Below are 15,814 nucleotides of genomic sequence, written 5' to 3' on the forward strand. Positions count from 1 at the left end.
TGATAAAATATGAAAGAAGGGAGATTTTTATGGAAGAAATAATAAAAGGATTACATTCAGCTGTTTTATTAATATTTTCGGCAGATAAAGAATTATATGGAATAGTCGGTCTTTCTTTAGCCGTATCATTGTCTTCGGTTATCATATCTACATTCATTGGCGTTCCGTTAGGGCTTCTGATTGGAACTTATAAATTTCCGTTTAAAAATGCATTGATACGAATTATATATACAATGATGAGTTTGCCTCCTGTTATTGCAGGATTGGTAGTATTTCTTTTTATTATGAGAAAAGGGCCTTTAGGTTCCTTTGGCCTCAGTTATACTCCAACTGCCATGGTAATTGCTCAAATTTGTTTGGTTATGCCTATAATTATTGGCCTGACTTATAATATTGTAAAAGAAAAAGCGCCAAATGTTAAAAAGCTTGGGTTGACATTAGGTGCAGGAAAGCTGGACTCTTTAATACTGCTTATCATGGAAATGAAGATGGGAATTTTAGCAGCTGTTGTAACTGGCATTGGAAGAGCCATATCAGAGGTTGGAGCAGTTATGATAGTGGGAGGAAATATTAAAGGAAAGACGAGAGTTATGACAACTTATATAGCACAGCTAAAAAGTATGGGCGATTATAGCACTGCTATTGCAGTTGGTATAATTTTATTGGTTATAGCTTTTACAATCAATGCTGTTTTATATAATTTCCAACAAAGAGGGGAAATATAATGGATATTATAGTAGAAAAATTAATAAAAGAATATGATAAAAATAGAGTTCTAGATATTAATAAGCTAAAAATAGAAAAAGGATCGTTATGTGGAATTATTGGTGCTAACGGTGCAGGAAAAAGTACTTTTTTAAATATTGTGGCAGGTTTAGAGAAGCAAACATCAGGCAGAGTATTTTATGGAAACAGCAGTAACGAAGAAATTCCACTAGACATAATGACTATGGTATTTCAAAGACCGTACATGCTTAGTACTACTGTAGAAAAAAATATCTCATATCCATTAAAACTGCGTGGATGGAACGCTTACTCAATTGAAAATAGAGTAGCGCAACTTTGTAAAGAATTAGGACTAACGCATTTAATGAAACGTAAAAGCTGGAAATTATCCGGAGGTGAAGTGCAAAAAGTAGCATTGGCAAGAGCCTTATCTTTTAAGCCTAAATTGTTACTTTTAGATGAGCCTACGGCGAATATAGATCCCAAAACAACAGGGGAGATAGAATTAATTCTAAAAAAAATAAATATTGATGAAGGTATAACAGTAATTATTATTACTCATAATTTAGTACAAGCTAAGAGGCTTTGTCATGATGTGGTATTTATGAATCAAGGACAAATAATAGAATTTGGAAGGACAGCTGAAGTTCTAAAAAACCCCAAATATGAATTAACAAAGCAGTTTATCTCAGGAGAACTAATAATATAGGAAAGGATCCCATCAGTAATATTAATATGGGAATGGAGAGGATAAATGAAATTATTAAATGTAGATACAATAGAGCAGGTAAAGGAAAAAATCCATAACTATTTTTCAAGTTATAAACCTAAAACAGAAAAAGTTTTTATTCGTCATGCAGTAGGAAGATACATGGCACAAGAAATACTTTCTGATATTGATATGCCGCAGTTTCGAAGATCTGTGGTAGATGGCTTTGCAGTAGTATCAAAAGATACTTTTGGGGTAAGTGAGAGTATTCCTGTATTTTTAGATGTTGTTGGGGCAGTGGAAATGGGACAAGAAAGTGATATCGTATTAAAGCAAGGTCAAGCAGTTTATGTTCCTACGGGAGGAATGATTCCTGAAGGTGCAGATGCAGTAGTGATGATTGAACATGTGGAAAAATTAGATGATAAGGTTATTGCAGTTTATAAGGCAGCTTCTCCAAACAATGGTGTAATGAATCAGGGAGATGATTTTAAGTCAGGGGAATTATTATATAAAAAAGGACATATTATTACTAAGAAGGATATTGGCATGCTTGCTGCTGTAGGCTGTAGTGAAATTACAGTGTATAAGAAACCTATAGTTTCAATTATTTCTACAGGTGATGAAATTATTGAAATTACTAATAATCCTAAAATTGGACAAATAAGGGATATTAATTCTTATACTATAGCTGCTTTTTCAGAGGATACAGGAGCAGAAATTGGTTCTATTGAAAAAGTTAAAGATAAAAAAGAAAATTTAATAAAAGCGGTTTCAAAGGCTATTATAAACAGTGATATAGTTTTGCTTTCTGGAGGAAGCTCTGCAGGTAATAAAGATATGACTGCGGAAGTCATTGAAGAAATGGGATCTCCAGGTGTTATTACACATGGGGTTGCTATGAAACCAGGAAAGCCAACAATTATCGGTGTTATAAAAACAAATGATAAAAATAATGGGGATAAATCTAATCAAAATAAATTAGTCGTTGGTTTGCCTGGTCATCCTATGGCAGCAATTATTGTATATAAAACTTTAGTGGATACTTTTATTAGGAAATATTATTTTAACAACGAGGAACAGCCAATTTGTATATCGGCTAGCATATCAGAAAATCTTCATGCAGGTGAAGGCAGAGAAACTTTTCAATTAGTTACATTAGAAGATAAAGATGTTAACTCATCCAACCAAGTAAAATTTATAGCAAGACCTATCCATGCAAAATCAGGATCCATTTCACAATTAAAATATGCTGATGGATATATAAGAATGTCGAATCTTTGTGAAGGCGTAAAATCTGGAGAAATTGTAAAAGTTATGTTATTTTATTAAAAAATTGAAAATATTCTAAACTTTACGAAAAATTTGTCGATATAAAATATAGTAACATATATACAAATTAAAAAATGAAGGGAAGGATTGTTATGAATATCATTAAAAAAAGTATACTAATAAAAATATTAGTAGGCATTATTATTCCTGTCGCTGTTTCACTTTGTATTTTGCTTTATTTGCTGCTTGGCTTTGTAAAAGATGAGTCGGAAGTTTTAACAACAGATAGCTTAACTGCAAAGTCAAGAGAAGCATCGTATCAAGTAAGTGAATTTTTCACACAGTACATAAAAATTGCAGAAACTATGTCAGAAAATCCTGCTTTTCAATCTTATTTTAATACAATTCAGCCGGGAGTATCTATTACCCAAGGTGAAGGATTTGGACAAATAAAGAATAATTTGGTTAATGCCGCATCTTTAGATTCGGAAAATATATTGGCATGTTGGATTGTAGATTTTGATTCAAGTCAATTAACTCAATCTGATGGATATACAAGTGGTGCAGATTGGGACGTTACCACAAGAGGTTGGTATAGTGATGTTACTTCTGCTAAAAAGGCTATTCTTACTGAGCCATATGTTGACACCGCTACTCAGAAACTAGTAGTAAGCGCAGTTTCTCCTGTTTTTGATAGTACAAATCAAATGGTGGGTGTAGTGGGACTGGATTTAACGCTTGATAATTTAAGTAATATTATGAAGGGATATGAGCTGGGCGATACGGGGTTTTTTGTTTTTCTATCAAAAGGCGGATCTGTAATATATGATGATGATAATGCAAACATTATGAAAAACGTATCGGAGATTGATCTATCACAAGAGGTTTTAGATTTATACAACAATAAGACTGAAGGATATACAGAGTATCAAAGAGGCGATGAAGATGTTTATGGATATTATAGTTTGATAGGAGATACAGGTTGGAGTGTATTGTCATCTATGCCGAAAGCCGAATATTATGAAGCTTATAATGGAGTAACAAAATTAGCTGTAACTTTGTTCATAATCATATTAATCATACTCTCAGTTATTATATTCTTTATTTCAAAAGGTATAGTAAAACCTTTAAAACGATTATCAAAGGTTGCAAATCAAATTGCAGATGGAGATTTAGAAGTAAGTATAGAACATAAATCAAAAGATGAAACGTCACAAGTGGCAGCGGCCATGGAAAGAACCATAGTAAGGCTTAAAGAATACGTGAAATATATAAATGAAATTACAAGTGTTTTGGATGAAATGGCATCAGGGAATTTTATATTTGATCTAAAATATGATTATTTAGGAGATTTTGCTAAAATCAAGTCTGCGCTTCTCAATATACAAAAAACATTTACAGAAACTTTAAAAAATATAACAATTTCAGCAGATCAAGTGGCAAGCGGTTCTGATCAAGTGGCAAGCGGAGCACAGGCTTTATCTCAAGGAGCCATGGAGCAGGCAAGTTCAATTGAAGAGCTATCGGCAACGATTAATGAAATTTCACAGCATATTAAACATAATGCTGAAAATGCAGATAATGCAAGTCAGATTTCAATGGAATCATCAAAAGAAGTTGAACTTGGAAGTAATCAGATGAAAGATATGATAATAGCAATGGAAGAAATAAGCAATGCTTCTAAGGAGATAGGCAAAATTATAAAAACCATAGATGACATTGCATTCCAAACCAATATTCTTGCACTTAATGCCGCTGTGGAAGCCGCAAGGGCAGGAGAAGCAGGAAAAGGTTTTGCGGTTGTCGCTGATGAAGTCCGTAATCTTGCAGGAAAGAGTGCAGAAGCTGCAAAGAATACAACTGTACTAATAGAAACCGCCATAACCGCTGTTGAAAACGGAACTCAGATTGTAGATAAGACAGCGCAGTCATTAGATAAAATTGTGTCAGGTGCAGAAAAGACTACAGAGCTAATAGGCGAAATTTCGCAGGCATCTAATGATCAAGCAACATCTATGACCCAAGTAACATTGGGAGTTGATCAAATTTCATCAGTTGTTCAAACAAATTCTGCTACTGCTGAAGAAAGTGCAGCAGCAAGTGAAGAACTTTCAGGCCAAGCACAAATGTTAAAACAGCTTGTAAGTCAATTTAAATTAGATAATAAACAGGATGATAATTATTATAAACAAGATGATAGAGGAGAAAAACAGGAGAGTTCAAATGGTGAGAATTTCAATAGTATAGAGAGCGATAATAAGTATTAAATTTATAATTTAAATAGAGAAATATCTGCTTTAATTAAGCAGGTATTTTTTTTATTTAACCTAGTGATAAATATTTCTATTTACTAAGAAAAAAATGTTTGTAATTTTTCGAAAAATTGGTATGATTAATATACTAAAAAGAAAGAGAAGGTAAGATATATGAAAATAATTAAAAAAAGCATTTTAGCAAAAATCTTATTAGGTATTATTATTCCAGTCATTTTATCTCTTTGTATTTTGCTTTATTTTGTATTAGGCGTTGTAAAAAATGAAGTAGAAGATTTAACAACAGAGAGTTTAACTGCAAATTCCAAAGAGGCTTCATATGAGGTCAGTGAATTTTTTACACAATACATAAAAATAGCAGAAACTATGGCACAAGATCCTGAACTTGAATCTTTTATTAAAGGAAATAATTCTGAAGTTCCTATTAATCAAACTGAAGGATATGAACCGATCAGAAAAAACATGGTTAATGTTGCGTCCCTTGATTCTGATAATATTGTAGAAAGCTGGATAGGAGATTTTGAAGCTAATCAAGTAGCACTATCCGGAGGTGGCACTACAGGTAAAGATTTCGATGTAACTACAAGAGATTGGTATAAAGCTCTTACTGCAGAAAAGAAAGTAATTATTACTGAACCATATATTGATGCTATTACAAATAATCTTGTTGTAAGTGCTATTGCTCCTGTTTATGATAGCTCAACAAACCAAATGATTGGTGCAGCAGGAGTTGATTTGACCCTTGAAAAGCTTAGCAAGATCATGGAAGGATATGAACTGGGAGATTCGGGATTTTTTATATTCTTATCAAAAGAAGGCTCTGTAATCTATGATAAAGACAATGAAAATATTATGAAGAATATAACTGAAATAGGAATATCACAGGAAATTTTGGATTTATATAATAATAAGACCTCAGGATACACGGAATATCAAAGAGGTGATGACAAAGTCTATGGATACTATACCTTGATAGGAGATACCGGTTGGAGTGTATTATCTTCCCTTCCCAAAGAAGAATATTATAATGCTTACGATCATGTAACAGGGCTTTCGGTTATCCTTTTTGTTATAATATTAATTATACTCACTGTAATAATTTTCTTTATATCAAAAAGTATAATTAAACCATTAAAACAATTATCAAAAGTTGCAAATCAAATTGCAGATGGAGATTTAGATGTTAATATTGGAAATAAATCTATTGATGAAACAGGACAAGTAACAGAGGCTATAGAAAGAACAGTATTAAGATTAAAAGATTATGAGAAATATATAAATGAAATATCAAATGTATTAGATGAAATGGCAGAAGGAAATTTTGTTTTTGATTTAGAATACGACTATGCAGGAGAATTTTCTAAAATTAAAAAATCAATGCTTAATATTAAGAAGACATTTTCAGAAACACTAACAAATATAGCAATTGCAGCAGATCAGGTTGCAAGCGGTTCAGATCAAGTAGCAAGCGGTGCACAGGCTTTATCTCAAGGCGCTATGGAACAAGCCAGCTCCATTGAAGAATTATCAGCTACAATTAACGAGATTTCACAACATATTAAACATAATGCTGAAAATGCAGATAATGCAAGTAATATTTCTTCAGAATCATCAGAGGAAGTTGAACGTGGAAATGAGCAGATGAGAGACTTGATATTGGCAATGGAAAAAATCAGCAGTGCGTCAAAAGAAATCGGAAATATTATAAAAACCATAGATGACATTGCATTCCAAACCAATATTCTTGCACTTAATGCCGCTGTGGAAGCAGCAAGGGCAGGAGAAGCAGGAAAAGGTTTTGCGGTTGTTGCTGATGAAGTTCGTAATCTTGCAGGAAAGAGCGCAGAAGCTGCGAATAATACAACTGTACTAATAGAAACCGCCATAACAGCTGTTGAAAACGGAACTCAGATTGTAGATAAGACAGCGCAGTCATTAGATAAAATTGTGTCAGGTGCAGAAAAGACCACAGAACTTATAGGTGAAATTTCGCAGGCTTCAAATGATCAAGCTACATCTATGACTCAGGTAACATTGGGAGTTGATCAAATTTCATCTGTTATTCAGACTAATTCAGCAACTGCCGAGGAAAGCGCAGCAGCAAGTGAAGAACTTTCTGGTCAGGCACAAATGCTTAAGCAGATGGTAGGTCAATTTAAGCTAGAAAATAAACAGGATAATATTAGTTTTAACGAGAATAATATAGAAGAAAATAATAATTTAAGTAATTATGAAAATTTTGAGAATCCTATGATTGACAATAAGTATTAGATTAGTATATCTTTATATTAAGGAAAGAAAACATTTGCTTAAGGGTAAATGTTTCCTTTACCTTTAATAGGACTGTAACATTGGTATTTGTATATTTTAGCATTAGGCGATTAAAAAAAATAAGAAAACTGAATATACAAAATATTTCGAATTTTGCATAATTTCAAACTTTGCACATCTTAGTTGACAGACTAATTTGAAGACTGTTATAATACAAAAAAATAACAAATGAATATTTTCTCCGAACTCTGTTCCCTGTTGCTGCAAGTTATGGGTGCAGAGTCTATGGGTTTATGTAGAAATGCGTAGGCCTCCCGTGCTTGGAAAGGAAAAAAACAAGTTAATTTGATAAATTTTTATCAAAGCCTTTTCACGTACGTTGAAAAGGCTTTTGTTATTTAAACTGGCTATATTAAAGATGGTATAAATTAAATTCTTGATGGAGGTTATTATGAATTTAAAGAAATTTACATTGAACATTAACGGTGCAGACCGTATGTTCATATGCGACCCGGAAAAGGATACTTTGGCTGGTGTTCTTCGTAGGTTAGGTCTGACTGGTACAAAAGTTGGATGTGGAACTGGCGTATGTGGAGCCTGTTCTGTTATTTTAGACGGAAAAGTTATCCGTTCTTGTACAAAAAAAATGAAGACTGTAAAAGAGTACAGCTCAGTTACTACTATTGAAGGTATCGGAACTGTATCAAACCCACATCCATTACAATATGCATGGGTTCACTTAGGAGCTGTACAGTGCGGTTTCTGTGTACCTGGATTTATTGTGTCTGCATATGGATTATTACAGCAAAATCCAAATCCTACTAGAGAAGATGTTCGTGACTGGTTCCAAAAGCACAGAAATGTTTGTAGATGTACAGGCTATAAGCAGATTGTTGATGCTGTTATGGAAGCAGCAGCTATCATGCGTGGAGATAAAACTTTTGAAGATATAACATATGATTATAAGCAGGATGTTGGTGACTTCTATGGTAAACCATTAGTTCGTCCTAATGCTATGCCTAAAGCTTGTGGTGTATGCGATTATGGTGATGACATTGAATTAAAGATGCCTGCAGAAACTCTAAAAGTAGTTCCTGTAATGCCTAGAATCACTAACCATGCTAAGATTTTAAATATAGATTACAGTGAAGCTGAAAAGATGCCTGGTGTAGTAAAAGTTATTACTGCTAAGGATATTGAAGGTGCAAATCACCTAATGATGTTCCAATTCACACCAAGAACTACAGCTTTTGATCAGGTTCACAAATTATTATATGATGATAAGATTGTAAGTTACGGTAATGCTGTTGCACTTGTTGCTGCTGATACAAAAGAACATGCAAAAGCTGCAGCACTTAAGGTTAAGGTTGAAATCGAACAGTTACCTGAATATATGAGTTATCTTGAAGCTGTTACACCTGATGCTCAGAGAATTTACCCTAATATGGATAATATATACAGTTATCAGCCTCTTCTTAAGGGAGATTCTGAAAAGGTCCCTGAAATGATTGATGATGCGGAATATGTGGTAGAAGGAAGCTTCTATTCTTCAAGAGAGCCACATATGTCCATCGAAGGAGATACTATTCAGGCTTATTATGATGAAGACGGAAAACTTTGTGTACACTGTAAAACAATGACACTTTACTTTGACCGTGATGATATTGCAGAAGCAACAGGACTTCCTGTAGAAGACATTCGTGTAATAGAAAATCCAACTGGTGGTTCTTTCGGATGGGCAATGAGTGCTTCTTCATACTCTCTTGCAGCTATTGCTTGTAAGGTACTTCAAAAGCCAGTTGCACTTTCAATGGATTATTCTCAGTTCATGGCATACAGTGGTAAGCGTTCTCCTGCTTATTTAAATGGACGTTTAGCATGTGATAAAGATGGTATGATTATTGCTGGAGAATTTGATTCAGGTCTTGATCACGGTTTTGACCCAGCACTAGGTGATGATAAATTAAGTAAAATTGTTCGTTTCATGTTCTTCCCATACTATGTACCAAATGCAGCTGGTCTAGCAAGAGCAGCAGTTACAAACCATGCTTTCGGTACAGCATATAGAGGTTACGGAGCTCCTCAGGCTTATACTTGCGGTGAAGCTTTAATCGATATGATGGCAGAAAAGATTGGAATGGATCCATTTGAATTTAGATACAAGAATATTGCAAGAAAAGGTCAGACTAACTTAAACAGCGCTGAATTCCTTCAATATCCAATGGAAGAAATGATGGATAAGATGAAACCTTTATATGAAAAAGCTGTTGCTGAAGCTAAGGCAAAAGATACACCAGAAGTTCGCAGAGGTGTAGGACTAGCTTGGGGTGGATATAATGTAGGTCTTGGTTCAGATGACTTTGCTGGTGTTGCCCTTGAACTTGTAGGCGATAGAAAGTTCATTAAATATGATACTTGGCAGGATCAAGGTCAAGGTGGTGACCAAGGTTCATTAATCTGTACGCTTGAAGCATTAAAACCTTATTTCCCTGATGTTCTTCCTGAAGATGTTAAATTAATACAGGATGACAGTAAATACTGTCCAAACACAGGTGAATCTGCAGGTTCAAGATCTCACTTTGCAAACGGAAAAGCTAGTATTCTTGCTGCTAAAAATCTTGCAGATGCTATGCGTAAGGAAGATGGTACTTACCGCACATATGATGAAATGATTGCGGAAGGTATTCCAACAAGATATGAAGGAAACTGGGAAGCTAAGAATGAATGGGAAGAATTCCAATTCTTAGATCCTAATACTGGAGTAGGAAGTCCAACTTATGCATATACTTATGCTTTATTTATGTCAGAAGTAGAAGTAGAAGTTGCTACAGGTAAAACAACAGTAATCGGAATGACATGTGTTGACTGGGTAGGAAAGATTGGTAACATTCAGGCAGTAGATGGTCAAGCTTATGGTGGTATTTCACATGCTATAGGTTTCGCATTAAGTGAAAATTACGAAGACGTTAAAAAGCATACTAATATGTATACTGCAGGGGTTCCTTATATTAAGGATGTTCCTGATGACATGACATTGATTCACCTTGACGGATATGATGAACGTGGACCTTTCGGTTCATCCGGAGCTTCTGAAGCATTCCAATCATCTGACCACGTTGCAGTAATCAATGCTATTAATAATGCTTGCGGAGTAAGAATTTATGAAATTCCAGCTACTCCTGCAAAAGTTAAGGCTGGTATCGATCTTCTAGCTGCCGGCGGTAAAATTGAGCCTCCTAAAAAGTATTTCTTAGGTTCAGATTTATATGATGAATTGGATAAGATTAAAGCAAATCCAGTTAGTTATTAGTAGATAAATATTCCGGCATATAATTATTATTTATATGCCGGATTACGGCATTAAACTTTATAATTTCTATGTAGACCACTATAGGCAGGTTCAACTACAAACGATTGAGTATTTCAATTATGAAGTGTAAAAAGGACGATGCTTATAGTGGTTTACATGTTTTAAAAGAAAAGATAAATTTTGATAATTTAGTAAATAATTAAAAAATTTAATAAAACGATAAAATAAGGATAAGAATATTTGTGACAATATAATTTTGAATATTCAATATCTTTTGATATAATATATTAGACTAGTATAGTTTTATAAATTAAGGATAGGAGTTCCGTATGGAAAAATATATAAAACAATTTGAAAATTGCCTGCAAGGAGAAAAGCCTTTCTGTACAAATATATGCCCTTTCCATGTGGATATTTTGGATTTTCAAGCAAAAATGAGCAGAAATAACTATAACTCTGCATATAAGACTTTTAGAAATGCGGTAGCTTTTCCAGATATTGTATCAGCCCTGTGTCCAGAATATTGCGCAGCTGCATGTCCAAGAGGAAAGATGGATAAGTCTGTGCAGATAAATCTTTTGGAAAAAACTTGTGTAGCTAAAGCAACAAAAAAAGACCCTACGGATTATAACCTGCCAATAAAAAATAAAAAAGTGGCAATTATAGGCGCTGGAATAAGTGGCCTTGCTTGTGCTCTACGTTTATCTTCAAAAAAATATGAGGTAACTATTTTTGAAAAAACAGATAGAATAGGTGGACAGCTATGGGATTTATTACCTTCAGAAGTGTTTTTAGAAGATATTCGCAGGCAATTTCAATTTGAAAATTATACTCTGAATTTAAATGCAGAGATTAAAAGTATAGAAGAAATAAGTAATCAAGGTTTTGATGCTGTTTATGTGGCTACTGGTAAAAATGGCCACGATTTTGGAGCTCTAAATCAAGAAAAAGGACATTGCGTTATTAAAAACAATATAGCTATTTTTGCAGGAGGCAGTTTAGCAGGAAAAGATCCTATGTATGCTCTGGCTGATGGACTTAACATGTCATGGTCCCTTGAGGTTTATTTTAAAACAGGGAAGTTAGAATATCCTGAAAAATGGGAACCTTGTAAAATTGTAGAAGATCCGGACAAATTAAAGAAAACAGAACCTGTAATACCTACAGACAATGGTATTTTTACAGATGAAGAAGTAGTAAAAGAGGCTAATCGATGTATTAGATGTCAATGTGATTTCTGCAAAAAATATTTTGACTTATCTGCATTTACAAATAAATGGCCATTAAAGATGAGAGATGAGATATTCGCTACTGTTACAGCATCTGAATCCATGCTTCATAAAAGTCCTGCGAAAAAGCTTATAAATTCATGTACACAGAGTACTCTTTTCGATGATGTATGTCCCGGAGGAATTAAACTTTCAGAAATGATACAGGAAGCACGATATATGCTTCATAAACAGGGAAAAATGCCGGGAGCGTATCATCAATTTTGGTTAAATGATATGAATTTTTCTAACAGTAAATTTGCGGCCTTAAGGAAAAATGCACCAGGTCAGGAAGAAAGTGAATATGCCTTTTTCCCTGGGTGTAATTTAGGTGCTGCTGATCCTCGTTATGTAAGCGAGCCTTATAAATGGCTTCTGTCCAAGAATCCTAAAACAGGTATTTTACTTCGCTGTTGCAGTATTCCAGTTCAATGGGCTGGAGATAAGGAACTCCATAAAAATGAATTAGATAACCTCGTTAAAGAATGGGAAATTTTGGGTAAACCAACTCTAATTATGGCATGTCCTTATTGCCAGAAACATTTAACAGAATTTCTGCCGGAAATAAAAACTATTTCATTATATGAAATTTTAGACAAATGGGGATCTGATTGGGATTCAGTTAAATTAGATCAAGTTTATTCAGTATTTGATCCTTGTTCTGCCAGAGATGTAAAACCAGTTCAAACGGCCGTAAGAAATCTGGCAGAGAATGTTGGTGTATCATTAGAAGAATTTCCAAAAGGTGATAAACACGGTTGCTGCGGTTTTGGAGGTCATGGATCAATAGCTAATCCGGAATTTGCAGAATATGTAGCCAAACAGAGAAGTGAGTTAAACGAAAACCCATATATTGCTTATTGTATCAATTGCAGAGATGTATTTTTAGGAGAAGAAAAGCCTGTTCTGCATATTTTAGATTTACTCTTTGATATAAATATGGAGAATAATAGCGGCCTTCCTACTGTAACAGAGCGTAGAGTGAACAGAGTAGATTTAAAAGAAACACTGTTAAAAGAAATTTGGGGTGAAAAAATGACAGATAAGCCGGAAGAATGTAAATTTGATCTTATTATAGGACCTGAAATAAAAGAAAAAATGAACGAACTAAAGATCCTTGAAGAAGACATATGTGAAGTACTTGAATTTGCTGAAAAATCAAAACGCCGAACTTATAAACCTGAAAAAGGTACGTATACCTGTTATAGAGAAATAGGCTACATTACTTATTGGCTGGAATATCGTATAAAGGGTGAAGCCTATGAAATTGTGAATGTTTATACTCACAGAATGAAAATTGAATTGGAGGGTATTTGGAATGGAAGAAAAACAGACGCTGATCTGCGATAAATGTAATGTTGGTATGGAAGATAAAGAAGTTCAGTTCAAATACTTAAATCGTTCTTTTCGGCATAAGGTAAAGCGATGTCCTAAATGCGGACAAGTATATATACCAGAAGATCTTGCTGAAGGTAGAATGAAAGAAGTTGAAGGCATATTAGAAGAAAAATAGATATTTTATTGACCTATAACTATAAAATGCAAAATATAAAATCCAATAATTTTAAACTTGAGGAGAAAATGAATGAGTATTTATAAACCGGGAGAATTTAGAATAACGGATCAAGCTATGGAAGTATGGAATCTTCCAAAGGGAGCAAAGGTATTAGATATAGGCTGCGGAGAAGGAGAAACCGTTGAATATCTTGAGAAAAAATATGAATTTAAGGCTAGTGGAATCGATCTTTCGATGAAAATGATAAAAGAAGGACGTGACAGAAATCCAAATTTAGATATACAATACGGAGATGGAGAATTTTTAGATGCTTTTTCTTCTTATTCATTCGACGGAGTTATGATGGAATGTGCTCTGTCCCTTATTAATCTGCCGGATGAGGCATTGCATGAAGCATTTTGTGTACTTAAAAAGGGTGGAAGACTTTTTCTCAGTGATTTATATATAAAAAATCCCGACAAAAAATTTGTAAAGGCTTTACAGCTTGAAGCAGACAAACAAGATAAGAAACCTAATATTGAAGATGTTTTTGGTTCTGAAAATAAAGGGGAAGAATGTCAAGACTGCGGAGAACATGAAGAAGAATGTGCAGAACATGATGATCACGATCATGATTTGCTTTCAGCTGATTTCGGAGATGCTCATAATAATAAAGTATTTAATTTTAGAAGCAGTGGAAGATTTCTTAAAGAGCCTTTTATAGCACAACTTAAAGAAATAGGATATACCAATATTGAATGGAAAGATTGTTCTATAGAACTTGACAACTATGTTGCAGAAAAAATTTTAAACGAAGGTAGTTTAGAAAGTTGTTTTTGTAAAGAAGGACTTAATCCAAAAGATAAATATAAAACCGGATATTTTATGCTAACAGCGGAAAAACCAATAAAATAATTAAAAGGTTATTTGATTGAGATGAATTGTTTGTCTCGTCAGCAGAAGGGAGCAAAGAAATGAAAGAAGATATTTTTGATCTAAAGCTGAAGGGTTACTGTTGCAGTCAAATTATTATGGAGCTGGGACTAAGAAAGTTAGATAAAGAAAATGCTGATTTAGTTGCAGCTATGGCAGGACTTTGTAATGGCATTTGGAATGGAAAAACTTGCGGTGTACTTTCTGCAGCTGTATGTTTGCTATATTTAGCAGATCCTTATAATGCAAGTCAAAACTATGTACAAGATATAAATGAGTGGTTTGAAGATACTTTTGAAGCTACAGATTGCCAAGTCCTATTAGAAGGAAATGAATTAAATAAAACTCAAAAGTGTCCTATGATGATAGAAGCAACTTTTACAAAGGTTTGTGAGATTTTAGAATGGGATTAAAGTATAAATATTTATTCTAAAGCTAATATTGAATATACGGGATATGATGCTATATTAAATAACAGTTAAAAAAATTATATCTAAGGAGAACAACTATATGAGAGAAGTAAATGTCAATGACGCAGTAGGTATGGTATTAGCCCATGACTTGACACAGATTATCCCCGGGAAATATAAAGGAAGCAGATTTAAAAAAGGTCATGTTATTGCAAAAGAAGATATAGAAGTATTGCTCAGTATGGGTAAACAGCACATTTATGCAGTTGATAAAAATGAAACAGACATACATGAGGATGAGGCTGCAATGAGAATTGCTTCGGCAGCAGCAGGTAAAGGAATAAAGCTTGTTGCACCTGGAGAAGGAAAAATAGAATTAATTGCTGAATATGATGGTTTATTAAAAATAAATACAGCTATGCTTAATCAGCTTATTGATCAAGATGAAATTATGTTTGCTACAATACACGAAAATCAAATTATAAAAGCAGGCAAGAAAGTAGCAGGTACAAGAGTAATTCCTCTATATGTAAATGAAAATATTGTATTGGGTGCGGAACATGTTTTAGAAAGCGGCCCTATGATAGAGGTTTTACCTTTAAAATCATTAAAAATAGGAGTTGTTACAACGGGAAGTGAAGTTTACTCCGGAAGAATAAAAGATGAATTTGGTCCTGTTTTACAGAGAAAATTCAGTGAATTAGGAAGTGTAGTCGTAAAGCAGCTTTTTGCTGACGATGATGAAAATATGATTGCAGACTGTATTAAACAGCTTATTGATGAAGGTGTGGATATGGTTGGAGTAACAGGAGGCATGTCTGTAGATCCTGATGATAAAACTCCTACAGGTATTAGAGTTGCAGGAGGACATATAATAACTTATGGCGCCCCTGTACTTCCGGGAGCCATGTTTATGCTTGCATATATAGGTAAAATACCGGTTGTTGGACTTCCGGGATGTGTTATGTACAGTGGTATAAGCATATTTGATTTGATTGTACCAAGAATATTGGCAGGGGAAGTACCTACAAGAACAGATATTAAAAAATTAGCACATGGAGGATTGTGCCAAAGCTGTGAAGTTTGTACTTATCCAAATTGTGAGTTTGGTAAGACGTATTAAAAATAGAATATAAAAAATAAAAAG

Annotated in this window: 11 protein-coding genes and 1 riboswitch; all 11 genes read left to right on the plus strand. The window is 33.9% G+C overall.

Annotated elements, in window-relative coordinates:
• The first annotated feature begins 29 nt into the window (after positions 1 to 29).
• Positions 30 to 725 carry an ABC transporter permease gene (locus tag K292_RS0114275; protein ID WP_051280808.1) on the plus strand — a complete coding sequence of 232 codons (696 nt, stop codon included), beginning with the start codon at positions 30 to 32 and terminating at the stop codon, positions 723 to 725.
• Positions 725 to 1,435 (plus strand): ABC transporter ATP-binding protein, encoded by a 711-nt coding sequence (locus tag K292_RS0114280; RefSeq protein ID WP_027400405.1) that lies wholly within the window; start codon positions 725 to 727, stop codon positions 1,433 to 1,435. The genes K292_RS0114275 and K292_RS0114280 overlap by 1 nt, the downstream gene beginning before the upstream one ends.
• Positions 1,436 to 1,480: 45 nt before the next feature.
• Entirely contained in the window at positions 1,481 to 2,767 is a 1,287-nt protein-coding gene (locus tag K292_RS0114285) for a molybdopterin molybdotransferase MoeA (RefSeq protein WP_027400406.1), read from the plus strand.
• Positions 2,768 to 2,859: 92 nt separating this feature from the next.
• Complete coding sequence (locus K292_RS17380) at positions 2,860 to 4,974, plus strand: methyl-accepting chemotaxis protein (RefSeq protein WP_051280810.1); 2,115 nt, start codon at positions 2,860 to 2,862, stop codon at positions 4,972 to 4,974.
• Positions 4,975 to 5,133: 159 nt separating this feature from the next.
• The gene (locus K292_RS17385) at positions 5,134 to 7,251 is read left to right on the plus strand and encodes a methyl-accepting chemotaxis protein (RefSeq protein ID WP_051280812.1); all 2,118 of its coding nucleotides are present in this window, start codon (positions 5,134 to 5,136) and stop codon (positions 7,249 to 7,251) included.
• A 227-nt stretch (positions 7,252 to 7,478) separates the two neighbouring features.
• Positions 7,479 to 7,598, plus strand: a riboswitch (molybdenum cofactor riboswitch).
• Positions 7,599 to 7,702: 104 nt separating this feature from the next.
• Positions 7,703 to 10,561, plus strand: a complete 2,859-nt coding sequence (locus tag K292_RS0114300) for a molybdopterin-dependent oxidoreductase (RefSeq protein WP_027400407.1) — start codon at positions 7,703 to 7,705, stop codon at positions 10,559 to 10,561.
• Between the two features lie 329 nt (positions 10,562 to 10,890).
• On the plus strand, positions 10,891 to 13,179 hold the full coding sequence (locus tag K292_RS0114305; protein ID WP_027400408.1) for a pyridine nucleotide-disulfide oxidoreductase/dicluster-binding protein: 2,289 nt from the start codon (positions 10,891 to 10,893) through the stop codon (positions 13,177 to 13,179).
• Positions 13,148 to 13,342, plus strand: coding sequence for a DVU_1557 family redox protein (locus tag K292_RS0114310; RefSeq protein ID WP_027400409.1), 195 nt, complete (start codon positions 13,148 to 13,150; stop codon positions 13,340 to 13,342). The genes K292_RS0114305 and K292_RS0114310 overlap by 32 nt, the downstream gene beginning before the upstream one ends.
• A 72-nt stretch (positions 13,343 to 13,414) precedes the next feature.
• Entirely contained in the window at positions 13,415 to 14,239 is an 825-nt protein-coding gene (gene trsM, locus K292_RS18095) for a DVU_1556 family methyltransferase (RefSeq protein ID WP_051280813.1), read from the plus strand.
• A gap of 59 nt (positions 14,240 to 14,298) precedes the next feature.
• Positions 14,299 to 14,670, plus strand: coding sequence for a C-GCAxxG-C-C family protein (locus tag K292_RS0114320; protein ID WP_027400410.1), 372 nt, complete (start codon positions 14,299 to 14,301; stop codon positions 14,668 to 14,670).
• 97 nt (positions 14,671 to 14,767) lie between these two features.
• Positions 14,768 to 15,790 (plus strand): molybdopterin-binding protein, encoded by a 1,023-nt coding sequence (locus K292_RS0114325; RefSeq protein ID WP_027400411.1) that lies wholly within the window; start codon positions 14,768 to 14,770, stop codon positions 15,788 to 15,790.
• Positions 15,791 to 15,814 lie beyond the last annotated feature (24 nt).

The sequence above is a fragment of the Anaerovorax odorimutans DSM 5092 genome (genome assembly GCF_000426305.1).
Classification (GTDB): Bacteria; Bacillota; Clostridia; order Peptostreptococcales; family Anaerovoracaceae; genus Anaerovorax; species Anaerovorax odorimutans.